This is a genomic window from Streptomyces sp. P9-2B-2 (assembly GCF_030406865.1).
Classification (GTDB): Bacteria; Actinomycetota; Actinomycetes; order Streptomycetales; family Streptomycetaceae; genus Streptomyces; species Streptomyces platensis.
The window spans coordinates 6247189-6273846 of sequence record NZ_CP129126.1; the positions used below are offsets into that span (position 1 = coordinate 6247189).

The window sequence follows — 26658 nt, forward strand, 5'->3', positions numbered from 1 at the left end:
GCCGGGGTCAGCCGGTGAGGGCGGCGCCGGGCTGGGCGCCCTGGGCCTGGATGGCGGTGATGGCCACGGTGTTGACGATGTCCTGCACCAGGGCGCCGCGCGAGAGGTCGTTGACCGGCTTGCGCAGCCCCTGGAGGACCGGGCCGACGGCGACCGCACCGGCCGAGCGCTGCACGGCCTTGTAGGTGTTGTTGCCGGTGTTCAGGTCCGGGAAGATCAGCACGGTGGCCTTGCCCGCGACATCGGACTCCGGGAGCTTGGTCTGCGCGACCGCCGCGTCCACCGCCGCGTCGTACTGGATCGGGCCCTCGACCAGCAGATCCGGCCGCAGCTCGCGGACGATCTCGGTGGCCTTGCGGACCTTGTCGACGTCCGCGCCGGAGCCGGAGGTGCCGGTGGAGTACGACAGCATCGCGATCCGCGGCTCGACACCGAACTGGGCGGCGGTGGTCGCCGACTGGATGGCGATGTCCGCCAGCTGCTCGGCGTTCGGATCCGGGTTGACCGCGCAGTCGCCGTAGACGAGCACCCGGTCGGCCAGGCACATGAAGAAGACCGACGAGACGATCTGGGCGTTCGGCCGGGTCTTGATGATCTCGAAGGCGGGGCGGATGGTGGCCGCGGTGGAGTGCACCGCGCCGGAGACCATGCCGTCGGCCAGCCCTTCCTGGACCATCAGCGTGCCGAAGTAGGAGACATCCGCGACCACGTCGAAGGCCAGCTCGACGCTGACGCCCTTGTGGGCGCGCAGCTGGGAGTACCGCTCGGCGAACCGCTCGCGCAGCTCGGAGGTCTGCGGGTCGATGATCTGGGCGCCGGCCAGATCGATGGCCAGGTCGGCGGCGCGCTTGCGGATCGCCTCCTCCTCGCCCAGCAGCGTCAGATCGCAGACATCGCGGCGCAGCAGCACATCGGCGGCGCGCAGCACCCGCTCCTCACCGCCCTCGGGGAGGACGACCCGGCGGCGGCCGGCGCGGGAGCGCTCGATCAGCTCGTGCTCGAACATCATCGGGGTGACCCGGCCGGAGCGGGCGACGGAGATCCGGTTCGTCAGCTCCACGGTGTCCACATGCCGCTCGAAGAGGCCGAGCGCGGTCTCCGCCTTGCGCGGGGAGGCGGCGTTGAGCTTGCCCTCGATCGCGAACAGCTCGCCCGCGGTCGGGAAGGAGCCGCCCGGTACGGAGACCACCGGGGTGCCCGGCGCGAGCCGGCCGGCCAGCGCCATGATGTCTGGGCCGGGCCGCTCGTCGAGGGTGAGCAGCACCCCCGCGATCGGCGGGGCACCGGCGCTGTGCGCGGCGAGCGAGCCGATGACCAGGTCGGCCCGGTCCCCGGGGGTCACCACGAGACAGCCGGGGGTGAGCGCCTGGAGGAAGGTCGGCAGCATGGCGCCGCCGAAGACGAAGTCCCGGGCGTCCCGGGCGAGCCCGGAGTCGTCGCCGAGCAGCACCTCGGCGCCCAGGGTGTGCACGATCTGCCCGACGGTCGGCGCGGAGAGCGAGCCGTCCTCCGGGAGCGCGTAGCAGGGCACCGGGAGCCGGGCGGAGAGCCGGTCGACGATCGCCTCGCGGTGTGCGGGGTCCACCCGGTTGACGACCATGGCGACGACGTCGCAGCCCAGCGAGTGGTAGGCCTGATAGGCGTTGCGGGCCTCGGCGCGGACGGACTCGGCCTCCTGGCCCTGGCCGCCGACGACGGCCAGCACCGCGGCGCCGAATTCATTGGCGAGCCGGGCGTTGAGGGCCAGCTCGGCCGGCAGGCTGGTGTCCGCGAAGTCCGAGCCGAGGACCAGGACGTACTCATAGTCCCTGGCCACGGCGTGAAAGCGCTCGACGAGCCGGGAAACCAGCTCGTCGGTGCCGCGCTCGGCCTGGAGGGTGGCGGCCTCGTCGTAGCTGAGGCCGTACACGGTGTCGGGGGACTGCATGAGCCGGTAGCGGGACCGCAGCAGGTCGAAGAGCCGGTCGGGCCCGTCGCTGTGCATCAGCGGGCGGAACACCCCCACCCGGTCGACATGGCGGGTCAGGAGTTCCATGACTCCCAGCTCGATGACCTGGCGGCCGTCGCCGCGGTCGATACCGGTCACGTACACGCTGCGCGTCACGCGTGCTCTCCGATCCATTCCGTTGCTCGCAAGGTCAAAATCAGCTGTTATTGCGGGCTTGCCCCTCTTGACAATACCTGCGGCTGTGGATAAGTCGCTCTCCCAGTTTCCCTTGCGGGGCCGGTGCGGGGACAGTAGGGGTGAGGTCTGTGTGCGGGGCGGGCCGGGCCGCCCGTGAAACAATCGGACCGGCTCACACGAACCAACAGCGAGCACAGGAGACACAGCACGATGCGTATCGGAGTCCTCACCGCAGGCGGCGACTGTCCCGGCCTCAATGCTGTGATCCGGTCTGTTGTCCACCGTGCCCTCACCGGGCACGACGACGAGGTCATAGGTTTCGAGGACGGCTTCAAGGGCCTGCTCGAAGGGCGTTTCCGCAAGCTCGACCTCGACGCGGTCAGCGGCATCCTCGCCCGCGGTGGCACCATCCTCGGCTCGTCCCGGCTGGAGCGCAACCGGCTCCGTGAGGCCTGTGAGAAGTCCAAGGACATGTCCAAGGACTACGGCATCGATGTCCTGATCCCGATCGGCGGCGAGGGCACCCTCACCGCCGCGCGGATGCTGGCGGACGCCGGGATGCCGGTCGTCGGCGTCCCCAAGACCATCGACAACGACATCTCCTCCACCGACCGCACCTTCGGCTTCGACACCGCCGTCGGCGTCGCGACGGAGGCCATCGACCGCCTCAAGACCACCGCGGAATCGCACCAGCGGGTCATGGTCGTCGAGGTGATGGGACGGCATGCGGGCTGGATCGCGCTGGAGTCCGGCATGGCCGGCGGCGCCCACGGCATCTGTCTGCCCGAGCGCCCCTTCGACGTCGACGACCTGGTCACGATGGTCGAGGAGCGGTTCGCCCGGGGCAAGAAGTTCGCGGTCGTCTGTGTCGCGGAGGGGGCCCACCCCGCCGAGGAGACCATGGACTACAAGAAGGGCGCGATCGACCAGTTCGGTCACGAGCGGTTCTCCGGTATCGGCAACCACCTCGCCGTCGAGCTGGAGAAGCGCCTCGGCAAGGAAGCCCGCCCGGTCATTCTCGGCCATGTGCAGCGCGGCGGTACCCCCACCGCGTACGACCGGGTGCTCGCCACCCGCTTCGGCTGGCACGCCGTCGAGGCCGCCCACCGCGGCGACTTCGGCAAGATGACCGCACTGCGCGGCACCGACATCACGATGGTGCCGCTGGCCGAGGCGGTCACCGAGCTCAAGACGGTGCCCGCGTGGCGGATGGACGAGGCCGAGTCGGTCTTCTGAGTCCCGCGGTTCGCGCACCCACGACGGCGGCGCGCCTTCCCTCGGCCGAGGGAAGGCGCGCCGCCGTTCGTCTGCGCGGTCACTGCGCGCCGATGGCCTCCAGCATGTTCAGCCGGGCCGCCCGGCGGGCCGGCCACAGTGCGGCCAGCACCCCCACGACCAGCGCGATCAGCAGGAACAGGCCCAGCCGGCCCCAGGGCAGCAGCAGTTCGTACGTCGGGAGCCCCTGGCTGACCATGGTTCCGCCGGCCCAGGAGAGGAAGATCCCCACGCCGATCCCCAGGACCGCGCCGAACAGCGAGATGACCACCGACTCCAGCCGGACCATCTGCTTGATACCGCTGCGGGCCAGTCCGATCGCCCGCAGCATCCCGATCTCGCGGGTCCGCTCGAAGACCGACATGGCAAGGGTGTTGACGACGCCCACCACCGCGATGATCACGGCCATGCCCAGCAGTCCGTAGACGATGTAGAGCACGGTCTCGATCTGTCCGGCGTTCTCCTTGCGCAGGTCGGCGTGGTCCTGGACCTTGAGCAGCGGGCTGTCGCCGAGGGCGTGCCGGATCTGCTTCTCCAGGTCCTGCGACGGGGCGTCCTGGGTCTTCACCAGCAGCTCTTCGTTCTTCATCCGGAGCAGGTGCGGGTCCACCAGGGAGGTGGCGCCGATCGCGCTGCCGACCACCGGGTTGTCCGCGTAGATTCCGGCGATCTTCAGCGTCCCCGTCTTCTTGTCGTCGAACTTCGCCTCCAGGGTCTGGCCGGTGTGCCAGCCGTTCTCCTTGGCCGCTGTCCGGGAGATCGCGATGGCGTCGCTTCCGGCCTGCGCCAAGGAGCCGCTCTCGAAGTCCAGTTGGGCGACCTTGCCGATCGTGGCGAGGTCGGTGCCGTTCAGGCTCAGGAAGTGGTTACCGGCCTCGACGCCCGTGCCGCGCAGCGGAGCGATCGCCGCGACGCCCGGGATGTCCGCCACCTTCTGCGACAGCTTGGTGTCCAGACCGGTGTAGGTCGAGGTGCCCACCTTGTAGTCGGCCGTCAGCCCGTTGGCCGTCATCTTGTCCATGGCCTGCTGTGCGGAGTTCCCGACGACCGTCATGCCGGTCATCAGGGTGAGACCGATCATCAGCGCCGAAGCGGTCGCCGCCGTACGGCGCGGGTTGCGCAGCGCGTTCTGCTTGGCCAGTTTGCCGCCGATGCCGAAGAGCCGGGTGGTCACCACGCCCGCCAGCGAGACCAGCGGCCGCGACAGCAGCGGCGCGAGGATGATGACGCCGGTCAGCGTCAGCATGGAGCCCGCCATCGCGATCGGGATGTCATCGGTGGACTTCAGCGTGGAGACGTAGAACATGACCGCGATACCGACGGCGGTGACGACCGAGCCGAGCACATTGCGGATCACCAGGCTGCGCAGCGCCGGCGGCGCCTCGACGGTGCTGAGCGCCTCCACCGGGGCGATCTTCGCCGCCTTGCGGGACGGCAGCCAGGCGGCCAGCACGGTCACCACGACACCCACCGCGAGCGAGGAGAGCACCGCCGCCGGGCTGATGATGACCGGTCCGTCCGGGAAGCCCGCGCCATTGGCGTCGAGCACCGCCCGCAGACCGACCGCGATCCCCAGGCCCAGCCCGAAGCCGACGACCGAGGAGATCAGGCCCAGCAGCCCCGCCTCGGCCAGCACCGAGCGGACGACCTGCCGGCGCGAGGCCCCGACCGCGCGCAGCAGCGCGATCTCGCGGCTGCGCTGGGAGATCAGCATGGTGAAGGTGTTGGCGATGATGAAGATGCCGACGAACAGCGCGATCCCGGCGAAGACCAGCAGGGTCTGGCTCAGCGACTTGTTCTGCTCGGTGACCCTCTGGGACTGCTCGGCGGCGAGTTCGGCGCCGCTGGTCGCCTCGGCGCGCTTCTCGGGCAGCACCTTGCGGATCTTGGCGGTCAGCGCCTGCTGATCGGTGCCGGGCGCGGCACCCACCACCAGCTCGTCGAACTGACCTGGGTGCAGATAGAGCTTCTGCGCGGTGGCGGTGTCGAAGAGCGCGAGGCTGCCGCCCGCGGTCACCTGCGGGTCGTCGGTGGTGACGATGCCGACCAGCTTCTTCGTCAGCACCGGGCCGTCGGTGGCGAACCGCACGGTGTCGCCCACCTTGTGGCCGGCCGCCTTCGCGGTCGCCTCGTCCAGCGCGATCTCGCCGGCGGAGGTCGGTCCGCGGCCCGTCATCAGCGGGTAGCGGGCGTCGTAACCGTCCTTGTCCGGCTGGAAGTTGGCGGCGATGTTCTGCCAGCCGTTGCCGATCGGTATGCCGTCCGGGCCGGCCAGGGTCGCCTCGCCGGTGACGTTGCGCCGTACGGACGAAACGCCGGGCAGCGCGCGGACGGTGTCCGCCAGCTTGTCGTCGAGGGCGGTGGAGCGCTTGCCGTTCTTGTCGGTGACGGGGGTGTCTTCGGCGGCGAGGGCCTGGACGGAGACGGCCACTCCCGAGAGGTTCTTGGCGGAGGCCTTCCTGATGGCCTCGCCGACGGTGTCGCTGAAGATGAGGGTGCCGGCGACGAAGGCGACGCCGAGCAGGACCGCGAGCGCGGTCATCATCAATCGGGCTTTGTGCGCAAGGACATTGCGCAGGGCAGTACGCAGCATGGTGGTGGTGTCAGTCCTGGTCCGGTGACTCGGGATGAGGGGCAGCGCGCCCAAGGAGCGCGGGTGGGCGGTGCGCCGGCGTCAGCTCGTACGGCCCTTGGAGTCGAAGAGCCGCATCCGGTCCAGGACGGTGTCCGCCGTGGGCTGGTGGAGCTCCTCGACGATCCGGCCGTCCGCGAGGAAGACCACCCGGTCCGCATAGCCGGCGGCGACCGGGTCATGGGTGACCATCACCACCGTCTGGTTCATGGCCTGCACCGACTCCCGCAGGAAGCCCAGCACTTCGGCGCCGGAGCGGGAGTCGAGGTTGCCGGTCGGCTCGTCCGCGAAGATGATCTCCGGCTGGGCGGCCAGCGCCCGGGCGACCGCCACCCGCTGCTGCTGGCCGCCGGAGAGCTGGGCCGGCCGGTGCGCCAGGCGCCCGGACAGGCCGACGGTTTCGACCACCCGGCTGACCCACTCCCGGTCCGGCTTACGGCCCGCGATGTCCATGGGCAGCGTGATGTTCTCCAGCGCGGTCAGCGTCGGCAGCAGGTTGAACGCCTGGAAGATGAAGCCGATCTTGTCCCGGCGCAGCCGCGTCAGCTGCTTGTCGTTCAGCGACGCCAGCTCCACATCGCCGATCCGGGCCGAGCCCGACGAGATCGCGTCCAGCCCGGCCATGCAGTGCATCAGCGTCGACTTGCCGGAGCCGGAGGGGCCCATGATGGCGGTGAACCGGCCCTTGCCGAACTCGACCGAGACGGAGTCCAGCGCGACCACCCGGGTCTCCCCCTGGCCGTAGACCTTGCTCAGATCCGTGGCGCGGGCGGCGACGGCGGCGCGGGTGGGGGTGGCGGAACCGGGGAAGCCCGGGAAGGCAGCCGCGTGGGACACGGGGACTCCTGGAGAAGAAACGGAAGAATTCGACGTTCCTATTCTTCGAGCGCCGGTCGGCGCGGTCTTCACCCGGAGGGACCGAAAGCCGGACCGGCCGGAAGTGCCATCACCGGCCCCGGTGTCATTCTCTGGACGGACGCCCGTCCGCCCAGCGGCCGACGGGAAAGGTCAGGGTTGCCCGGCCGCGCTCAGGATTCCCGGCCGCCCGTCCGGGCCCAGAATTCCGCCACGATGTCAGCGAGAAAGGCGCGCCCCGCCCGGCCGGATTCCTCGGCGCTGCCCCCGTCGCCCCAGTGCAGCGTAGCGGCCATGGTCGTCTGATATTCGGCGTGCAGGGCCTGTAGTACGTCCTGGAGCCGCTGTTTCGGCAGCGGTACGAGCTTGCCGACCGGCCGGACATAGGCCTGCCAGCGGGTGGTGGCCGCGCTGGTCAGCAGCTCGGCCAGCTTCCCGTCCCGGCCGGTGAAGCGGAGCAGTGCGGGCAGCGGCAGCCGCAGCACCTCGGCGAGCGCCGCGGCCTGCCGGTCGTTGCCGCGCCAGGCCCCGCCGGCCTCCAGCCGCTCGTACGCGCCCGCCTCCATGCCGATCCGCAGCGCGAGGTCCACCGGGGCGAGGCCGAGCGCCAGCCGGTATTCGCGCAGGGTGCCCGGTGCGCCGAGCAGTTCGCCCGGTGCGCACCACAGGGCACCGGCCAGCGCGGTCAGTTCGGCCTCCGTGGGGGAGCTCTCCGCCCGTTCCCAGGACGCCACCGTTCCGGGCGTGATCCGTATGCCGAAGGCGGCCGCGATGCCATAGGCGACATGGGTGGGGGTCATGCCGAGGGCCTCACGGAGGCGGCGGGCGGCCGCGGCGTTGAAAGGGGGACGGCGGGGCTCCCCGGCGGGCGTATTCACCGGCACACGGTAAGTGACGGAGTCCGGCCGCACCTATCGTGCGGAAACCCAAGCCGGAAAGTCGTAGGAAGCTCCTAACCGGCCGGTTTCCCCTTCCGGCCTCGGCGCTTTCCGGTGGGCAGGCCCCTCAGCCCTTCACGGCACCGCCGAGCGCGAAGCCGCCGCCGAGCCGTCCGGAGATAACGATGTACAGCACGACGACCGGTGTCGAGTACAGGATCGAGAAGGCCGCCAGTTCGCCGAAGGCAATGGCGCCGTAATTGCCGAAGAACGTGAAAATGCTGACCGAGGCGGGCAGTTGCTCGGGGGAGAGCAGCAGCATGAAGGGGACGAAGAAATTCCCCCACATCATGATGAAGGTGTAGATCGCGACGACGGCGACGCCGGGGCCCATCAGCGGCAGGATCACCCGCAGCAGGGTCTGCGGCCAGGAGGCGCCGTCCGTCCACGCCGCCTCCTCCAGGACCTTGGGCACCCCGTCCATGAAATTCTTCATCAGCCAGATGGCGAACGGGAGTTGGGCGGCGGCCAGGAACAGCGCGGTGCCGTACCGGGTGTCGATCAGATCGACCTGCACGAACAGCCCGTAGACCGGGACCATCACCGCGGTGACCGGCAGACAGGTGGAGAACAGGACGGTGAGCAGGTACGGGCGGGTCAGCCGCGAGCGGAAGCGGGACAGCGGATAGGCGGCCAGTGCCGCGCAGACCACCGTCAGCAGGGTCGCGCCGCCGCAGATCAGCAGGCTGTTGAGCATCGGGGTGAAGGTGATCTCGTCGGTCAGCACCGCCGAGAAGTTGTGCAGCGTCGGGGACCCGGGCAGCCGCACCCGCAGCGTCGCCTCGGTGTCCAGCGACGCCAGCACCAGCCAGACCAGCGGCACCGCGAACGCCACCGCGACGACCAGCAGCCCGGCATCGGCGGCCAGCCGGTGCCGGCGGCGGCGGGGGAGCGGCACGGTCAGACCTCCTCGCGCAGCAGACGCAGATAGACGACCGAGAACAGCGCCCCCACCAGCAGCAACAGCAGGGCCACCGCGGTGCCGTAGCCGATCAGGGACTTCAGGAACGCCTGGTCGTACATGAACACCGGCAGCGTCTGGCTGCGGTTGCCCGGACCGCCCCGGGTCATCACCCAGATCAGCCCGAAGACGGAGAGCGTCTGAAGGGTGTTGAGCATCAGATTGGTGCCGATGGAGCGGCGGATCATCGGGAGCGTGATGTGCCACAGCCGCCGCAGCCCGCCCGCCCCGTCGACCTCGGCGGACTCGGTGACCTCCTGGGGGATCCCGGCCAGCGCCGCGGAGTAGATGAGCATCGAGAAGGCCGTACCGCGCCAGACGTTGGCGAACGACACGGCCACGAGGGGCAGCGTGAACAGCCAATTCTGGGCCGGCAGATGGAGCTGGTCGAGCAGGGCGTTGAGGGTGCCGCGGCGCTCGAAGAAGGTGTAGAGCAAGAAGCCCGCCACGATCTCCGGGAGCACCCAGGCGGTGATCACCATCGCGCCGGTCAGCGCCCGTACCGGCCGTGACGCGCGGCGCATCAGCCCGGCCAGTGCCAGCCCCAGGGTGTTCTGCCCGACGAGCGAGGAGAGCACGGTGAACACCAGGGTGAGCACCACGGCGTTGCGGAAGGCCGGATCGCCGAAGGCCTGGCGGAAGTTGGCCAGCCCGACGAAGGACGCCGACTCCTGGCCGGTCAGCTGGGTGTCGGTGAAGGCGATGAGGACGCAGTAGCCGATCGGGCCGACGAGGAAGAGCAGCAGCAGGACGGTGGCCGGGACGAGCGGGGACCAGCGCAGCAGCCGGGCCCGCGGGCCGCCGGCGGGCGGGGCGCCGGGCCGCCGGGCGCGGGCCGCGGCCCGGGCGACGGCGCTGGTCACGGCTTGGCGACCGTGCGGCCGCCGACCAGGGACTTCAGCGTCGTGTCGTAGTCCGCGGCCGCCTTGTCCGGCGAGGCGTCATCGGCGGTGACCGCCTCCATCGCCTCGCCGATCGCCGCGGCCACCCGGGGGTACTCGGGCAGCGCGGGCCGGTACCGGCTGATCCCGACCAGACCGGTGAAGAAGCCGATGCCGGGCACCGACGTCCGGTAGCGGGGGTCGGCCGCGACGTCCTTGCGCACCGCGATCTGGGCGCCGCGTACGCACCACTCCAGGGCATTCGGCTTCGACTGGAAGGTCTCGATCAACTTCCAGGCCAGATCGGGCTGCTGGGCCTTTTGCGGCACCGACCACGTCCAGCCACCGGCCAGGCTGACCTTGCCGGGCGGGGCACCGTGCTGGGTGGGGAACGGGGCCTGCCCGAGCGTGGCCGACCACTCGGGCCAGGGGTTGCCGCCGCCCGTCTTCTGCCACTGCTGGCCCAGCCAGGAGCCGTCGAGGTCGATCGCCAGCTTCTCCTCGGGCAGCAGCTCGGCGGCCACATTGGTCTGGATGTTGGGGCTGAGCGCATCGGAGACCTCGGGCCCGAGCCGCTCCTTGTAGACCGTGTCGAGGAACGTCAGGCTGTCCCGGAAGCCCCGGGTGCCGGTGACCCACTTCTTCGCGCCCGGGTCGTAGAGCTGGTGCTCGCCGGTGCCGTAGAGCAGCATCTCGAAGCCCTGCATCACGGCGGCCTCGCCGGCGCCCTTGCCGGTGAAGACGTTCAGCGGGATGACGCCGGGGACCTCGCGCTTGACCGTCCGGGCCGCGTCCAGCACCTCGTCCCAGGTCCGGGGCCGCCAGTCGGCGGGCAGTCCGGCCTTCTTGAAGATCTTCTTGTTGAACCACAGTCCGCGGGTGTCCGTACCGTCCGGGACGCCGTACGTCCGGCCGTCCTGCCCCCTGGCCGCGGCCTTCGCGGCCGGCTGGAACTGCCGCCAGTCGTCCCAGGTGCGCAGATAGGGGTCCAGCGGCCGTAACAGCCCCGCGGTGATATCGGAGTTGACCAGGAAGGTGTCCTCGTAGACCACGTCCGGTGCGGTCCGCGGGGAGCGCATCATCTGCTGGATCTTGGTGTAGTAGTCGTTCTCGGACGCCTGGATCGGGATGAGCCGGACCTTCTTGCCGGGGTGGTCCTTCTCGAACTGCCGTGCGATCAGCCGGACATAGTCGTCCCGGACGGTGACCTTGCCGTTGGTGTCCTTGATGAAGGCGACCTTGACGGTGCCGGCGTCGCTCCCGGACCCGCTGCCGCAGGCGGTGAGCGTGCCGGCGGCCACGACGGCGGCGGCGAGAAGCATCAGCGGGGCGGTGGGGCGCACGGCACGACCTCCAACTAACCACGGTGTCCTGCCCGCTGAAAGTAAGTCACCGGTCACAGTGGGTCAATGGCCCGACCAGCGATAGCGCAATTCCGGACGGCCCACCTGGCCGTACTGCGGGGCGCGGGCGGCCCGTCCGCTCTCCACCAGATGTTCGAGATAACGGCGGGCGGTGATCCGCGAGATGCCCACGTCGGCGGCCGCCTCGGTCGCCGTCAGCCCGCTCCCGGCGGCCCGCAGCACGGTGGTCACCGCCTGGAGGGTGGCGGCGGTCAGCCCCTTGGGCAGCGCGGCCGGACGCGGTGCGCGCAGCGCGGCGATCGCCCGGTCCACCTCGTCCTGCCCGCTGGCCTCGCCGGTGGCGGCCCGGAACTCCGCATAGCGGGTGAGCCGGTCGCGCAAAGTGGCGAAGGTGAACGGCTTGAGGACGTACTGCACCACGCCCAGCGAGACGCCCTCGCGCACCATCGTCAGATCCCGGGCGGAGGTGACCGCGATGATGTCGGCGGTGTGCCCGGCCGCGCGCAGCGTACGCACCAGCTGGAGCCCGTGGCCGTCGGGCAGGTAGAGGTCGAGCAGCAGCAGATCGACGGCGTGCTGTTCGAGGTGGCGGCGGGCGTCGGTGCCGGAGTGCACGGTGCCGGAGACGGTGAAGCCGGGCACCCGCTCCACGTACAGGGCGTGGGCGTCGGCCGCGACCGGATCGTCCTCGACGACGAGGACCCGGATGTCGGAGGGGGTCACCGCAGCCATCCTCTCGCCGCCGGGCGGTCCGCGCAGGGCGGGCGGCCGCTCATCTCGCGGCCCCGGCCCGCAGCGGCAGCCGTACGGTGAACCGCGCGCCGCCCTCCGCCGCCCGGTCCAGCGCGACGGTGCCGCCGTTGCGGCGGACCGCCTGCTGGACCAGGGCCAGGCCCAGCCCGCGGCCCCGGGCGGGCGCCGCCGTGCTCGGCTTGGTGCTCCAGCCCCGGCGGAAGATCTCCTCCGCGGCCTCCGCGGCCACCCCCGGCCCGGTGTCCGCCACCCGCAGCAGCAGCTCACTCCCGTCCGCCCGTGCGGTGACCCGCACCCGGGGCGGCTCGGTGGCGCCGTGCTCCTGGGTCGGCGCGGCGGCGTCGATGGCGTTGTCCAGCAGATTACCCAGCACGGTGACCAGATCGCGGGCCGGCAGACCGGGCGGCAGCAGCCCGTCGTCGATCCGGCTGTCGGGCGTCAGCTTCAGGTCGACGCCGCGCTCGTTGGCCTGGGCCGCCTTGCCGAGCAGCAGCGCCGCGAGTACCGGCTCGGACACCGCGCCGACGACCTGATCGGTCAGCGCCTGCGCCAGCTCCAGCTCCGTGGTGGCGAACTCCACGGCCTCCTCGGCCCGCCCCAGTTCGATCAGCGAGACCACGGTGTGCAGCCGGTTGGCGGCCTCGTGGGCCTGCGAGCGCAGCGCCTCGGTGAAGCCGCGCACCGAGTCCAACTCCCCCGAGAGCGCCTGGAGTTCGGTGTGGTCGCGCAGGGTCACGACACTGCCCCGCTGCTCACCGCCGGAGACCGGCGAGGAGTTGACGACCAGGACCCGCTCGCTGGTCAGCTGGAGCTCGTCGACCCGCGGTCCGGGCTCCAGGAGCGTCTCGGTCAGCGGCTCCGGCAGCCCCAGCTCGGTGACCCGGCGGCCCACCGCGTCGTCGGACAGCCCCAGCAGCTCCCGTCCGCCGTCGTTGATCAGGGCGACCCTGCGCTGCCCGTCGAGCATGAGCAGCCCCTCGCGTACGGCGTGCAGCGCGGCCTGGTGGTAGTCGTGCATCCGGCTGAGTTCCCCGGCGTTCATCCCGTGGGTGTGCCGCCGCAGCCGGGCGTTGATCACATACGTCCCCAGGCCGCCGAGCGCCAGCGCCGCGGCGGCCACGCCCACCAGCGCCAGCACCTGGTCGCGCAGCTGCTCACTGATCGTCTCGATGGTGATCCCGGAGCTGACCAGCGCCGTGATCCGGCCGCCGCGCCCGGGGTCGCGCACCGGCGCGACGACGCGTACGGACGGCCCGAGCACCCCCAGATGCGTCTCCGGGAAGATCTCGCCGCGCAGCGCCGGGCCGATGTGCCCGAAGTACTTCTTGCCGATCGCGGACGGCTCGGGGTGCGTCCAGCGGATGCCCTTCGGCGACATGATCACCACGAAGTCGACCCCGGCGTCGTGCCGCAGCCGTTCGCTGTACGGCTGGAGCGCGGCCGTCGGGTCCTTGGTGCGGGCCGCCGCCACGACCGCCGGGGAGTCGGCGACGGCGGTGGCCGCCGCGGTCGCCTGCCGCCGCGCGGTCTCCTCCGCCTGCCGCCCGGCGCTGACGTACGCGAAGAGCGCGCAGCCCATGACGACCACCGCCACCAGCACCACCTGCATGGCGAACAGCTGCCCGGCCAGGCTGCGGGGGCCGCGCAGCCGGCGGGACGGGCGGGGTCGGGGGAGTCGCATGCAGAACAGTCTGCACGGTGACCGGGAAACCGTCTGCACGGTCACTTTTACGTGAACGAAATGTACGTAAGGGTGACGGGCGCCACAGTGGCGTGCATAGTCACCGGAACTTGTGGTGTGACAGCGCCGCAGATCAGCGCACAGCCGTAGACCGAGGAGGCAGCCGTGGCTGCACAGACCCCGCCGCGTGGGGGCACCACCGAGGAGACCGCGCCCGTGAAGCGGGACCGGACCCATTTCCTCTACATCGCCGTGATCGGGGCGGTGCTGCTCGGCATCGTCGTGGGCTTCGCCGCGCCCGGTGTCGCCGTCCAGCTCAAGCCGCTCGGCACCGGGTTCGTGAACCTGATCAAGATGATGATCTCGCCGGTCATCTTCTGCACCATCGTGCTGGGAGTCGGCTCGGTGCGGAAGGCCGCCAAGGTCGGCGCGGTCGGCGGCCTGGCCCTCGGCTACTTCATGGTGATGTCCACCGTCGCGCTCGCCATCGGCCTGGTCGTCGGCAACCTGCTGGACCCCGGCTCCGGCCTCCATCTGACCGAGACCGTCAAGCACGCCGGGCACGCGCAGACCGAGGGCGGCGGCGAGTCGCTGCCCGAGTTCCTGCTCGGCATGATCCCCACGACGCTGGTCTCCGCCTTCACCCAGGGTGAGGTGCTCCAGACGCTGCTGGTGGCGCTGCTGGTCGGCTTCGGTCTCCAGGCGCTGGGCTCGGCGGGCGAGCCGGTGCTGCGCGGTGTCGGGCACCTCCAGAAGCTGGTCTTCCGGGTCCTGGCCATGATCATGTGGGCGGCGCCGGTGGGTGCCTTCGGCGCCATCGCGGCGGTGGTCGGCGAGACCGGCCTGGACGCGCTGAAGTCCCTCGCCGTCATCATGGTCGGCTTCTACGTCACCTGTCTGCTGTTCGTGATCGTGGTGCTCGGCACGCTGCTCCGGCTGGTCGCCGGCGTCAACATCTTCCTGCTGCTGAAGTACCTCGGCCGGGAATTCCTGCTGATCCTGTCCACCTCCTCCTCGGAGTCGGCGCTGCCCCGGCTGATCGCAAAGATGGAGCACCTGGGCGTCAGCAAGCCGGTGGTCGGCATCACCGTCCCCACCGGCTACAGCTTCAACCTCGACGGCACCGCCATCTACCTGACGATGTCCTCGCTGTTCGTGGCCGAGGCGATGGGCAAGCCGCTCCCGCTCGGCCAGCAGATCTCGCTGCTGGTGTTCATGGTCATCGCGTCGAAGGGGGCGGCCGGGGTCACCGGCGCGGGCCTGGCGACGCTGGCCGGCGGTCTCCAGTCGCACCGCCCCGAACTGGTCGACGGCGTCGGCCTGATCGTCGGCATCGACCGCTTCATGAGCGAGGCGCGCGCCCTGACCAACTTCGCCGGCAACGCGGTGGCCACCGTGCTCATCGGCACCTGGACCAAGGAGATCGACAAGGGCCGGGTGGCCGAAGTGCTCGCCGGACAGGTGCCGTTCGACGAGAAGACGCTGGCCGTCGACGCACACCCGCAGCCGGCCGCCGCGCCGGTCGTCGCGCCGCGGGACGGCGGCGCGGAGAAGGCGTCCGCCAAGGTCTGACCCCGGGCCTCAGGAGGGGAGAAGGGGCGGGTGCCGGACACGGCACCCGCCCCTTCGGCGCACCCCGCCGCCATCGCCCTCAACTACCGCTCCGACCTGCGCGTTTCCTGGCCGCGGAGGGATTGTCAGTGCCCCCTGGCACCATGCAGATGACAGGGAGAACGCGGTCGGCCGGCGCCGGCCGCGCGGGGGTGCGAACAAGGAGGAACGGGCCATAGCGACGTGGGGGACGGATCTGTTCGGCGGGGGAGCCGCAGCAGTGGAAGCAGGGTCCGACAACCATCAGCCGTGAGGGATCAGGACGGTCGTAGCCAGAGGGTGGCCAGTGGGGGGAGCACCAGGGCGAGGGAGGCGGAGCGGCCGTTCCAGGGAGTGGGTTCGGCCTTCAGGGTGCCGGGGTTGCCGACGCCGCTGCCGCCGTAGCGCGGGTCATCGGTGTTGAGGACCTCGCGCCAGGCGGGGACACGGTCGGGGACGCCGAGCCGGTAGGCCCGGCGGACGACGGGGGAGAAGTTGGTGACCGAGATCAGCGGGGACTCGTCGGCGGCGAAGCGCAGGAAGGGGAAGACATTGTCCTCGCTCGCCTCGCCGTCGATCCAGGAGAAACCGGCCGGGTCTGTGTCGCGCTCCCACAGCGCGGGCGTGGCGGCGTAATGACGGTTCAGCTCGCGCACGAGATCACGTACGCCGCGGTGGTCCGGCTCCGCTTCGTAGGAGGAGTCGAGCAGCCACCAGTCCGGTCCATGGCTCTCCGCCCACTCCGCGCCCTGGGCGAACTCCTGCCCCATGAAGAGGAGTTGCTTGCCGGGGTGGGCCCACATGAAGCCGAGGTAGGCCCGGTGGCCGGCGCGCTGCTGCCACCAGTCACCGGGCATCTTCGACACCAGGGCGCGCTTGCCGTGCACCACCTCGTCATGCGAGATCGGCAGCACATAGTTCTCGGAGTAGGCGTAGATCATGGAGAAGGTCATCTCGCCGTGGTGGTACTTCCGGTGCACCGGATCCTTGGAGACATAGCCGAGGGAGTCATGCATCCAGCCCATGTTCCACTTCAGGCCGAAGCCCAGACCGCCGAAGCCGCCGGGCCCGGCATGGTGCGTGGCGCGGGTGACACCGTCCCAGGCGGTGGACTCCTCGGCGATGGTGACGACGCCGGGGCAGCGGCGGTAGACCGTCGCGTTCATCTCCTGGAGGAAGGCGACCGCATCGAGGTTCTCCCGGCCACCGTGCTCATTCGGTGTCCAGCCGCCGTCCTCGCGGGAGTAGTCGAGATAGAGCATCGAGGCGACGGCGTCCACCCGGAGCCCGTCGATATGGAACTCCTGGCACCAGTAGACGGCGTTGGCGACCAGGAAGTTACGGACCTCGGTCCGGCCGTAGTCGAACTCCAGGGTGCCCCAGTCCGGGTGCGCGGCCCGTGCCGGATCCTGCGGCTCGTAGAGCGGGCGGCCGTCGAACTCCGCCAGCGCCCAGTCATCGCGCGGGAAGTGCGCCGGCACCCAGTCCATCAGCACCCCGATGCCGGCCCGGTGCAGCGCGTCGATCAGGAACCGGAAGTCGTCCGGGGTGCCCATCCGCGCGGTGGGCGCGTAGAACCCGGTCACCTGATAGCCCCAGGAGCCACCGAAGGGATGCTCGGAGACCGGCATGAACTCGACGTGGGTGAAGCCCAGGTCCTTGACGTAGCCGGGGAGCTGCGCGGCCAGCTGGCGGTAGGTCAGGCCGGGGCGCCAGGAGGGGAGATGCACCTCGTAGACGGAGAACGGGGCCTCGTGCACGGGGCGCGCGCCGCGCCGGGCCATCCAGTCGGCGTCGTTCCAGTGGTAGTGCGACGCCTCCACGATCGAGGCGGTGTCCGGCGGACACTCGGTCCGACGGGCCATCGGGTCGCCGCGCAGGGTCCGGGAGCCGTCCGGCCGGGTGATCTCGAACTTGTACAGCTCGCCCGCGCCGAGGCCCGGGAGGAAGAGCTCCCAGACCCCGGACGAGCCCAGCGAGCGCATCGGGAAGCCGGTGCCGTCCCAGTAGTTGAAGTCGCCGACGACCCGGACGCCCTGGGCGTTGGGGGCCCAGACCGTGAACCGGGTGCCGGTCACGCCCTGGTGCTCCATGATCCGCGCGCCGAGCGCCTGCCACAGCTGCTCGTGCCGGCCCTCACCGAACAGATGCAGATCCAGCTCGCCGAGCGCGGGCAGAAAGCGGTAGGGGTCCCGCACGGTCACGGTGTGGTCGCCGTAGTCGACCAGCAGCTCGTAGTCCGGGACGGTGCGCAGCGGCAGCACCCCGGCGAACAGCCCGTCCCCCTCGGCCGGCAGATCGGCCCGCAGCCCCTTCGCCAGGACGGTGACGCCCTTCGCATACGGCCGCAGGACCCGCAGAAGCAGCCCGCCGCGTACGGGATGGGCGCCGAGCAGCCCGTGCGGATCGTGATGGGCACCGCCCAGCAGCCGGCCGCGGTCCTCGTCGGACAGCGGTGCGGCGGCCCGCACCCCGTGGCTGCCCTTCGGCTGCTCCGTACGGGACGGGCCCGCGGGCCCGCCGGTCCGGCCGGGCACCGCGGCCGGGTCCCGGAGGCCGGACGGCCGGGCGGCGAAGGTGGGACCGGCGGTGTTCCCACCGGTCGTCGCGGCGCCGGTCGCCGACGGCCGGGGCGCGGCCGTGTGGCCGGGCCGCCCCGCCGCGCTGCCGTAGGCCGTACCCGGGGCGGGCGCGGTGCCGGGAACAGTGCCGGGAGGGGTGGGGCGGGACGCCGGAGACCCTGAGGGGGAGGCAGCCCTTCCGGCCGCATCGCTGTCGGGTGACGGAGAGCCGGAGGGGGGTCCGGCCGAATGGGCGGGCGTGGGGCGGGCGGTCACGAGAGGGCCTCCTCGGGGCGGGGCGGGGCAGCGGTCGGGGCTCGGGGGCGGACGGGTGGCGGTGCGGCGGTTCGGCTGCGGCGCCTCACCCCCGGCCGTCGGGCCCGGCGGCCCGGGAGGGGCCGGTCCCGTCCATGCCCGCGGCCCGCTCCCCGCCCGCCGCCAGGCGCCGGATGGCGGCCATCGGGACGGCCAGCCAGTCGGGCCGGTGCCGGGCCTCGTAGAGCACTTCGTAGACGGCCTTGTCGGTCTCATAGGCGCGCATCAGTTCGGGCGCGGAGCGCGGATCGAGCCCGCCGGCCTCCGCGTAGCCGAGGCAGTAGGCGTCCCGGGTGCGCCGCGCCCACTCCAGCGACCAGGGGTCGCCGCCCGCAGGGCCGCTGCGCGCGGCGTAGTCGAAGGAGCGCAGCATCGCCGCGACATCACGCACCGCGGGCTGCGGCCGGCGTCGCTCGGCGAGCGGGCGGGCCGGTTCGCCCTCGAAGTCGATCAGCGACCAGCGGCCCTCGTCGGCGGAGCGCAGCGTCTGGCCCAGGTGCAGATCGCCGTGGATGCGCTGGGCGGCCCAGCTGCGGCCGTCGTGGCCGATCGCGGCCAGCGCGTCGAAGGCGGTCCGCAGCCGGGCCCGGTAGGGCTGGAGCACGGGCACGGCGCGGGCGGTGGCCGTCAGCCGCTCGGTCATCTGGGCGGCGATCACCTCCAGCTGCGGGCGGCGCAGCTCGGTGGTCGGCAGCGTCTGGGCGAGCGCGGTGTGCACCTCGGCGGTGGCATGGCCGAGCGCCCGCGCCGAACCGGTGAAGTCGGCGCGTACGGCCAGCGCGTTCAGCGCCAGCTGCCAGCCGTCCGCCGAACCCGGCAGGAAGGGCTGGAGCACACCCAGCGTGGTCGGCTCGCCGTCCTCGTCGGGGGCCGCCGACTCGAACCATGCCGCGGGCGCGGGCACCCGTGCGCACTTGGCGTCCGCGAGGGCGCGCGGCAGCTCCAGATCCGGGTTGATGCCCGGCTCGATCCGCCGGAAGACCTTCAGGATGAACGAATCGCCGTAGACGATTGAGGAGTTGGACTGCTCGACGGCGATCGGCCGGCCCGGCAGCCCGGAGGGGATGTCGGCATCGGGCTCCCGGCAGAAGCGCAGCGCCCCGAGCCGGCCCGGGACCCGCAGCCGCTCCAGCAGCAGCCCGCAGAGCCGGCTGTCGAGCAGTGCGTCATAGACGGTGCGGCCGCGCAGCGGTCCGCCGCCGGGGCGTCCGATCACGGCGGGCGCCAGCTGGGGCGGCGGCGCGGGGTGCACCCCCAGCAGCAGCTGGTAGCGGTCGCCGCCGGCCGGTGTCCGGCTCGGTGGTGCGCTCTGCTGGGCGCGGACGAGCAGTTGCAGCAGGCCCGGTGCGGTGCCGTCGCCGGTGCACGGCAGCAGTTCGGTCGCCGAGAGCAGGGTGAAGCCGGTGACCAGCCGCCCCTTGCCGGCGAACCAGCGCTGTCGGGGCACCCAGTCGGCGAGCAGGGGGACCAGCGAGGACAGCAGATCGGGGGCGGAGACGAGCGGGCGGCGATCAGGGGTGTTGCGGGTGGCACGGGTCGAGGCGGTGTCCGACATGGCGTCGCGTCCTTTCCCCGGGCACACGACATATAGGACGAAGTGTCCCGGAATGCGGCCTTGACTGTGCGGCGGCGCGGTGGGGGTACCCCCAGACGGAGTCCCGGGGCTCGGCCGTGTCCGCAGGGTCCCGTCCGGCTCGCGGCGGATGACGGGACCTTGCGGACACGCCCGAGCGGGCGAGAGCGTCCGTACGGCAGCGGTCTTCCGGCGTGCGCTGTTCCGCTGCGCGGCGGGCCCCTCCCGAGCCGGGGGACCGGCGGTGGCTCACCCGGCCCGTGCGGTAAAAGGGAGACTGCCCGAACGAAAGGTCAAAAAACGCCCGTACGTGCCGGGTGGCCGCGTACGGGCGTCTTTCCGGCGCCCGTGCCCGGTCAGGGCACCGGCGCTAACCGGAATTTCTGCGCAGCCGGAACCAGTAGAAGCCGTGGCCGGCGAGGGTCAGCAGATACGGCAGCTCCCCGATGGCGGGGAAGCGGACGCCGCCGATGAGTTCCACCGGATGGCGGCCGCTGAACGACCGCAGGTCCAGCTCCGTGGGCTGGGCGAAGCGCGAGAAGTTGTGCACGCACAGCACCAGGTCGTCGTCCGCGCCGCCGGTGCCCGGCGCCTCCCGCAGGAAGGCCAGCACCGCCGGGTTCGTGGAGGACAGCTCGGTGTAGCTGCCGAGCCCGAACGCCGGATTCTGCTTACGGATCTCGATCATCCGCCGGGTCCAGTGCAGCAGCGAGGAGGGCGAACTCATCGCGGCCTCGACATTGGTGACCTGGTAGCCGTAGACGGGATCCATGATGGTCGGCAGGAAGAGCCGGCCCGGGTCGCAGGAGGAGAAGCCGGCGTTGCGGTCCGGCGTCCACTGCATCGGGGTGCGCACCGCGTCCCGGTCGCCGAGCCAGATGTTGTCGCCCATGCCGATCTCGTCGCCGTAATAGAGGATCGGCGAACCCGGCAGGGACAGCAGCAGGGCGGTGAAGAGCTCGATCTGATTGCGGTCGTTGTCGAGCAGCGTGGCCAGCCGCCGGCGAATGCCGATATTGGCCCGCATGCGCGGATCCTTGGCGTACTCCGCGTACATGTAGTCGCGCTCTTCGTCCGTGACCATTTCGAGGGTCAGCTCGTCGTGGTTACGCAGGAAGATGCCCCACTGGCAGCCGGACGGGATCGCCGGGGTCTTGGCGAGGATTTCCGAGACCGGATAGCGCGATTCGCGGCGTACCGCCATGAAGATGCGCGGCATGACCGGGAAGTGGAAGGCCATATGGCATTCGTCGCCGCCGACGCCGTAATCGCCGAAGTAGTCGACGACATCCTCCGGCCACTGATTGGCCTCGGCCAGCAGCACGGTGTCCGGATAATGCGCGTCGATTTCCGCCCGGACCCGCTTGAGGAAGGCGTGCGAGGCGGGAAGATTCTCGCAGTTGGTGCCCTCCTCGGCGTAGAGATACGGCACCGCGTCCAGCCGGAAACCGTCGATCCCCAGATCGAGCCAGAAGCACAGGGCGGAGATCATCTCCTCCTGGACCGCCGGGTTCTCGTAGTTGAGATCCGGCTGGTGGGAGAAGAAGCGGTGCCAGTAGTACTGCTTGCGGACCGGGTCGAAGGTCCAGTTGGAGGCCTCGGTGTCGACGAAGATGATGCGGGCGTCGGCGTACTGCTTGTCGTCGTCGGCCCAGACGTAATAGTCGCCGTACGGCCCCTCGGGGTCGGTGCGCGACTCCTGGAACCACGGGTGCTGGTCGCTGGTGTGGTTCATCACCATGTCGATGATGACCCGCATACCGCGGTGGTGTGCGGCGTCCACGAATTCCACGAAATCGGCCAGGTCGCCGAATTCGGGGAGCACCGCGGTGTAGTCGGCGACATCGTAACCACCGTCCCGCAGTGGGGATTTGAAGAACGGCGGCAGCCAGAGGCAGTCCACCCCCAGCCATTGCAGATAGTCGAGCTTGGCCGTGATGCCCTTGAGGTCGCCGATGCCGTCGCCGTTGCTGTCCTGGAAGGAGCGCACCAGGACTTCGTAGAAAACGGCCCGTTTGAACCAGTCGGGATCGCGGTCCTTCGCCGGGGTGTCCTCGAATGTGTCGGGGACAGGCTCATTGACGATCAATTGGGTGACCCTCCGATCGGTGAGGACGGTCGCAGCGACAGCACATGGGCGGGCGCGAGTGAGCGGCCCGGCTCCAGGCGCACATAGTTGTCCCTGCCCCAGTGGTAGGTGTCGCCGGTGAGCTCATCGCGCACCGGAAAGGACTCGTGCCGGCCGAGGCCGAGTTCCGGCATGTCCAACGACACCGTCGCCTCGTGGGTGTGGTGCGGGTCGAGGTTGACCACCGTGAGCACCGTGTCGGCGCGGTCGCCGGTCCCCTCGCGCTTGGAGTAGGCGAGGACGGCCTCGTTGTCGACGTGGTGGAAATGCAGATGGCGCAGCTGCTGCAGGGCAGGGTGCCGGCGGCGGATGCGGTTGAGCGTGGTGATCAGGGGGGCGACGGTGCGTCCCTCCCGGGCCGCCGCATCCCAGTCGCGCGGCCTGAGTTGGTACTTCTCCGAGTCGAGGTACTCCTCGCTGCCGCGGCGTACCGGCGTCGACTCGCAGAGCTCATATCCGGCGTAGACACCCCAGGTGGGGGACAGGGTGGCGGCCAGTACGGCGCGTACCTCGAAGGCGGGGCGGCCGCCCTCCTGGAGGTAGGCGTGCAGGATGTCCGGGGTGTTCACAAAAAAATTGGGCCGCAGGTAGGAGGCGCTCTCGCCGGTCAGTTCGGTGAGGTAGTCGGTCAGCTCCTGCTTGGTGTTACGCCAGGTGAAGTAGGTGTACGACTGGTGGAAGCCGATCTGCGCGAGAGTGTGCAGCATGGCCGGGCGGGTGAACGCCTCGGCGAGGAAGAGCACGTCCGGATCGGTGCGGTTGATGTCGCCGATCACCTTCTCCCAGAAGGCCACCGGCTTGGTGTGGGGGTTGTCCACCCGGAAGATCCGGACGCCCTTGGCCATCCAGAAGCGCAGTACGCGTTCGGTCTCGCGGACCAGCCCGCGGAAGTCGGTGTCGAAGGCCAGGGGGTAGATGTCCTGGTACTTCTTCGGCGGGTTCTCGGCGTAGGCGATCGAGCCGTCCGCGCGGTGGTGGAACCACTGGGGGTGCAGGGTGACCCAGGGGTGGTCCGGGGAGCACTGGAGCGCAAAGTCCAGGGCCACCTCCATCCGCAGGTCACGGGCGGTGCGGACGAAGTGTGCGAAGTCGTCGAAGGTGCCCAGGTCCGGGTGGAGGGCGTCATGGCCGCCGGCCGGTGAGCCGATGGCCCAGGGGGAGCCGACATCGTCCGGGCCGGCCGTGAGCGCGTTGTTGGGGCCCTTGCGGAAGGCGGTGCCGATGGGGTGGACGGGCGGGAGATAGACCACGTCGAAGCCCATGGCGGCGATCGCCGGCAGCCGGTCGGCGGCGGTGCGCAGGGTGCCGCTGACGGCCGTGCCGTCCGGGGTGACGGCGGCGCCCTCGGAGCGCGGGAACAGCTCGTACCACGAGCCGTACAGGGCCCGCCGGCGCTCGACGACCAGCGGCATCGGACGCGAGACGGTGAGCAGTTCGCGCAGCGGATGGCGGGCCAGCGCCTCGGTGACCTGCGGGGCGAGCGCCGCGGCCAGCCGGGTCGCGGCGGACCGCCCGGCGTCACGGAGCGCGTCCACGGCGGCGAGCACCGCCTCCCGCCCGTCACTCTTGGGGACCTCCGCGGCCGCCCGCTCATGGAGCTCCGCGCCCTCGGCGAGCATCAGCTCGGTGTCGATCCCCGCCGGGATCTTGATGGCGGCATGCCGCCGCCAGGTGGCGACCGGATCGGACCAGGCCTCCACGGTGAACGTCCAGCGGCCCTCGATACCGGGGGTGACCTCGGCGCTCCACCGGTCGGAGCCGGGCGCCCGCTCCTGCATCGGCGTCCAGGGGCCGCAGCGCCCGGCCGGATTGCGCAGCACCACATTCGCCGCGACCGCGTCATGCCCTTCGCGGAAGATGGTGGCCGAGACCTCGAAAGTCTCACCCACCACGGCCTTCGCCGGGCGGCGGCCGCAATCGATCTGCGGGCGGATGTCCAGAACAGGAATGCGACCGATCATTGGGCTCACCTGGGCTTGTGATGCTTTGCGGGGTTTTGTCCTTTGTATCCGCTCCACGGCAGGCGGACCGGGTGCGGGCATGGGCGCTCCTGTCCGCTTTCACTCGGCTGGCGGATGGCACGGTGGGGCGGGTCGGTGCTTTCCCGGCCCCGGCCGGTGGTTCCCCCGATGGATCCGGTGCGGGTGGGCCATGCGGGTGCCGGGTGGACCCGGGGGACCCTGCTCCGGGCGACGGCCGGGACGCCCGGCGGGCCGGGCCGCACCGGTCGGTCACCACGCGCCCGCCATGATCCGGCGGGCACTTCCTGCCCCCGCGCGGGCGACTGCGGCGCTGCGCTGACACGGTCGGCGTTCGCCTCCTCAACTCGGTCTGATCACAGCGGAGTTGCGGTGTGCGGATGTCCGGTGCCGCGCCGGGGCCCATCGGCGCCACACCGCAGCCTCTCTCCAGGAGGGAGTCCGTACAAGAGCGCATGAGGGGGTGGAATCAGCCATATCGGCGGACGGGGCGGTAGGGGGCGCCGGGGTGGAGTCGGGAGGGTAAGTCACCTTCGGCAGGGATGAGTTGAGGGGGTCGGTCCGGCGGGGTCGGTCCGGAGGGCGTACGGCATGGCGCCAGGAGGGCTCGCCCTAGCGGTCCCGGCGGTGCACCACGCTCTTCTTGGCCAGCCGCTCGTCGTCGGTGAAGCAGAGCTGGTAGGCGGAGTCGGAGCCGGGGCGGACGCTGTAGTAGATACAGGTCCAGTCGTGTGGTGGTGGCGGGGTGCCGTCCGGCGGGGCGTCCAGGGCGAAGAACGGCAGCTGGGGCTCCACCCGGGAGCGGTCGGCGCCGAGGCGGAGCGCCGTGTAACGCTCCCGCTCCAGCACCGTCCAGGACGGGCTGACCAGGTGGTAGAGGGTGCTCAGCACCACCAGGGCCACCAGCAGTGCCACCGGGGCCGCCACCATCTGCCGGAGCCGGCGCCGCACCTGCCGCTGGGCGTACGCCAACTCCCGCTGGGACGTGCTGGGTTCGGGGCGGGCGAGGGACTCCGGGAGGGCGCCGTCGGCGGTCGGCAGCCGGGCCAAGACCGTGAAACCGCCCTCCGGGTCGGGACCGGCCCGCAGCGCGCCGCCCGCCAGCCGTACCCGCTCGTCCAGCCCCACCAGCCCGCTGCCGCCGGAGACCGGCCCGGCTTCCGAACCGGCCCCCTGCCCTGCTCCCGGCCCGGCCCCCGGACCGCCCGGTCCGGCGGTGTTGGCCACCGTGACCTGCACCTGCCCGGCGGCCTGTCCGATCCGCACCCGGACGGCCGCGCCGGGGGCGTGTTTGGCGGCATTGGTCAGGGACTCCTGGACGACGCGGTGCAGGGCGTGTCCGGTCATGGCCGGAAGCGTGCCGGTCCCGGTGTCGTCCGCCTGCTCCAGCGTCACCGTCATCCCGGACGCGCGCGTCCGCTCCACCAGCCCCGCCACACTCTCGTCGGCCGGTGCCCGGGGCGCGCTCTCGTCCTCCGTGCGCAGCACGCCGATGATCTCCCGCAGCCGTTCGGTCGCCGTCCCGGCCGCGGCCCGCAGCTCACCGGCCGCCGCCTGCCGGTCCGCGTCCAGCCGCGGATCGACCTCCAGCGCCCCGGCCCGCAGGGCGATCAGGGCCAGGTCATGGCCGAGGGAGTCATGCATGTCACCGGCGATCCGGGCGCGTTCGCGCAGCCGGGTGCGATCGGCGACGGCCTGCTGTTCGCGCTCCATCCGCTCGGCGAGCTGCCAGCCCGTACGGGCGAGTGCGGCGTACTGCCGGCGGTAGCGGCCCAGCAGCCACGGCAGCACCCCATTGAGCAGCAGCGTCAACAGCAGCGAGAACCACGGCCACACCGTGCGGCCCACCACCGCGGCCAGCGGCAGCCCGCCGGCCGCCACGGCGGAGAAGATCCACAGCGCGGGGCGGGCCCGGGACAGCCGGACCCCGGCCAGATAGCCGAACGCCGCCAGCGCGGCGCAGTAGCCGGTGGTGAACAGATCCAGCGAGATCACCAGGCTCGGCGCGACCGGCAGCGCCAGCGCCGTCAGCGGACTGCGCCGGCGCACCAGCACGCAGACGCCGAGCAGCGGGAAGGCGGCCGCGGTGGCCCACCGCTGGGCGCCGTCGAGGGAGGCGACGACGAGCGCCGCCGGACCGCACAGCGCGAGCCAGAGTCCCAGCGCGGGGGCGTGGGCGCGCAGCCGCCGGGCGTCCGGGCGCTTCCACCACGTCATGACGCCGGGACCAGGCCCGCCTCGTACGCGAGGATCGCCGCCTGGACGCGGTTCCGGAAGCCCAGCCGGGCGAGGATCGCGCTGACATGCGCCTTGACGGTGCCCTCTACCAGGAACAGCCGCTGGGCGATCTCCGCGTTGGACAGCCCGGCGCCGATCAGCCCGAGCACCTCGCGCTCCCGCCCGGTCAGCTCGGCGACCCGGGCGCGGGCGGCCGCCCCGCGGCCCAACTGCCCGCCTCCCAGGTGCGAGATGACGCGCCGGGCGACGGACGGGGAGAGACAGGAGCCGCCCTCGGCGACGGCCCGGACCCCGGCGATCAGCTCCCGCGGATCGCCGGACTTGAGGAGGAAGCCGGCCGCGCCCGAGCCGAGGGCGCCGGCGATGTACTCGTCCTCGGAGAACGTCGTCAGCATCACGACGGCGGTGGCGGGCAGCGCCCTGGCCAGCTCCGCGGCGACCCCGAGGCCGTCCAGCCGCGGCATCCGGATGTCCAGCAGACAGACGTCGGGCCGGTGCCGGAGCGCCTGGTCGATCGTCTCGCGGCCGTCGGCGGCCTCCGCGACGACCTCGATATCGGGCGCCGTGCCGAGGATCGCGCGCACACCGGCCCGCATCAAGGGTTCGTCGTCGGCGAGGAGGACCCTGGTACTGCTGACGGGCGGGCCGCCGCGGGACTCAGTCATCGTGTTTCCTTCGTGCATACGCCCGGCTTTGGCCGGGTGAGGAAGGGAAGCTCCCGCGTGAGCGGGGCAGGGAAGGCCGATTCGCCGTCAGGGCGGATCGGTGTCGATCCGCAGTGGTGGTGAGGCGGCGAATATGGGTCAGGA

17 protein-coding genes are annotated in these 26658 nt (G+C 71.4%); 2 read left to right on the plus strand and 15 right to left on the minus strand.

Annotation, left to right across the window (positions count from 1 at the left end; all coding sequences use genetic code 11):
• Window positions 1-7 precede the first annotated feature (7 nt).
• Entirely contained in the window at window positions 8-2104 is a 2097-nt protein-coding gene (gene pta, locus QT196_RS27655) for a phosphate acetyltransferase (RefSeq protein WP_168481428.1), read from the minus strand.
• Window positions 2105-2335: 231 nt separating this feature from the next.
• On the opposite strand from pta, the gene QT196_RS27660 reads away from it, so the two are divergent.
• Entirely contained in the window at window positions 2336-3361 is a 1026-nt protein-coding gene (locus QT196_RS27660) for an ATP-dependent 6-phosphofructokinase (RefSeq protein WP_290355895.1), read from the plus strand.
• Window positions 3362-3440: 79 nt separating this feature from the next.
• Here the strand turns inward: QT196_RS27660 and QT196_RS27665 are convergent, their stop codons facing one another.
• From QT196_RS27665 to QT196_RS27700, 8 genes are all read right to left on the minus strand, one after another.
• Complete coding sequence (locus tag QT196_RS27665; protein WP_266733396.1) at window positions 3441-5993, minus strand: ABC transporter permease; 2553 nt, start codon at window positions 5991-5993, stop codon at window positions 3441-3443.
• Window positions 5994-6074: 81 nt separating this feature from the next.
• Complete coding sequence (locus tag QT196_RS27670; protein WP_168481431.1) at window positions 6075-6869, minus strand: ABC transporter ATP-binding protein; 795 nt, start codon at window positions 6867-6869, stop codon at window positions 6075-6077.
• Between the two features lie 191 nt (window positions 6870-7060).
• Window positions 7061-7771, minus strand: a complete 711-nt coding sequence (locus QT196_RS27675) for a helix-turn-helix domain-containing protein (RefSeq protein WP_290355896.1) — start codon at window positions 7769-7771, stop codon at window positions 7061-7063.
• Window positions 7772-7892: 121 nt separating this feature from the next.
• A complete protein-coding gene (locus tag QT196_RS27680) occupies window positions 7893-8723 on the minus strand; it encodes a carbohydrate ABC transporter permease (RefSeq protein ID WP_290355897.1) in 831 nt (276 codons plus the stop codon).
• Between the two features lie 2 nt (window positions 8724-8725).
• Window positions 8726-9571 (minus strand): sugar ABC transporter permease, encoded by an 846-nt coding sequence (locus tag QT196_RS27685; RefSeq protein ID WP_168484030.1) that lies wholly within the window; start codon window positions 9569-9571, stop codon window positions 8726-8728.
• Between the two features lie 74 nt (window positions 9572-9645).
• Window positions 9646-11010, minus strand: coding sequence for an extracellular solute-binding protein (locus QT196_RS27690; protein ID WP_290355898.1), 1365 nt, complete (start codon window positions 11008-11010; stop codon window positions 9646-9648).
• Between the two features lie 63 nt (window positions 11011-11073).
• On the minus strand, window positions 11074-11754 hold the full coding sequence (locus QT196_RS27695; RefSeq protein ID WP_290355899.1) for a response regulator: 681 nt from the start codon (window positions 11752-11754) through the stop codon (window positions 11074-11076).
• A gap of 49 nt (window positions 11755-11803) precedes the next feature.
• A complete protein-coding gene (locus tag QT196_RS27700) occupies window positions 11804-13465 on the minus strand; it encodes a sensor histidine kinase (protein WP_290355900.1) in 1662 nt (553 codons plus the stop codon).
• Between the two features lie 165 nt (window positions 13466-13630).
• Between QT196_RS27700 and QT196_RS27705 the strand changes: the two genes are divergently transcribed.
• Window positions 13631-15037, plus strand: a complete 1407-nt coding sequence (locus QT196_RS27705) for a cation:dicarboxylase symporter family transporter (RefSeq protein ID WP_290355901.1) — start codon at window positions 13631-13633, stop codon at window positions 15035-15037.
• A 296-nt stretch (window positions 15038-15333) separates the two neighbouring features.
• Here the strand turns inward: QT196_RS27705 and glgB are convergent, their stop codons facing one another.
• From glgB to QT196_RS27735, 6 genes are all read right to left on the minus strand, one after another.
• Window positions 15334-17892 carry a 1,4-alpha-glucan branching enzyme gene (gene glgB / locus QT196_RS27710; protein ID WP_266733387.1) on the minus strand — a complete coding sequence of 853 codons (2559 nt, stop codon included), beginning with the start codon at window positions 17890-17892 and terminating at the stop codon, window positions 15334-15336.
• Between the two features lie 85 nt (window positions 17893-17977).
• The gene (locus QT196_RS27715; protein ID WP_290355902.1) at window positions 17978-19486 is read right to left on the minus strand and encodes a phosphotransferase; all 1509 of its coding nucleotides are present in this window, start codon (window positions 19484-19486) and stop codon (window positions 17978-17980) included.
• Window positions 19487-19874: 388 nt separating this feature from the next.
• Window positions 19875-21593, minus strand: coding sequence for a maltose alpha-D-glucosyltransferase (gene treS / locus QT196_RS27720; RefSeq protein WP_168481439.1), 1719 nt, complete (start codon window positions 21591-21593; stop codon window positions 19875-19877).
• On the minus strand, window positions 21590-23593 hold the full coding sequence (locus QT196_RS27725; RefSeq protein ID WP_290355905.1) for an alpha-1,4-glucan--maltose-1-phosphate maltosyltransferase: 2004 nt from the start codon (window positions 23591-23593) through the stop codon (window positions 21590-21592). The genes treS and QT196_RS27725 overlap by 4 nt, the downstream gene beginning before the upstream one ends.
• A 630-nt stretch (window positions 23594-24223) precedes the next feature.
• Window positions 24224-25828 (minus strand): histidine kinase, encoded by a 1605-nt coding sequence (locus QT196_RS27730; RefSeq protein WP_290355907.1) that lies wholly within the window; start codon window positions 25826-25828, stop codon window positions 24224-24226.
• Window positions 25825-26514 (minus strand): response regulator transcription factor, encoded by a 690-nt coding sequence (locus tag QT196_RS27735; RefSeq protein WP_290355909.1) that lies wholly within the window; start codon window positions 26512-26514, stop codon window positions 25825-25827. Before QT196_RS27735 ends, QT196_RS27730 begins: the two co-directional genes overlap by 4 nt.
• Window positions 26515-26658: the final 144 nt, after the last annotated feature.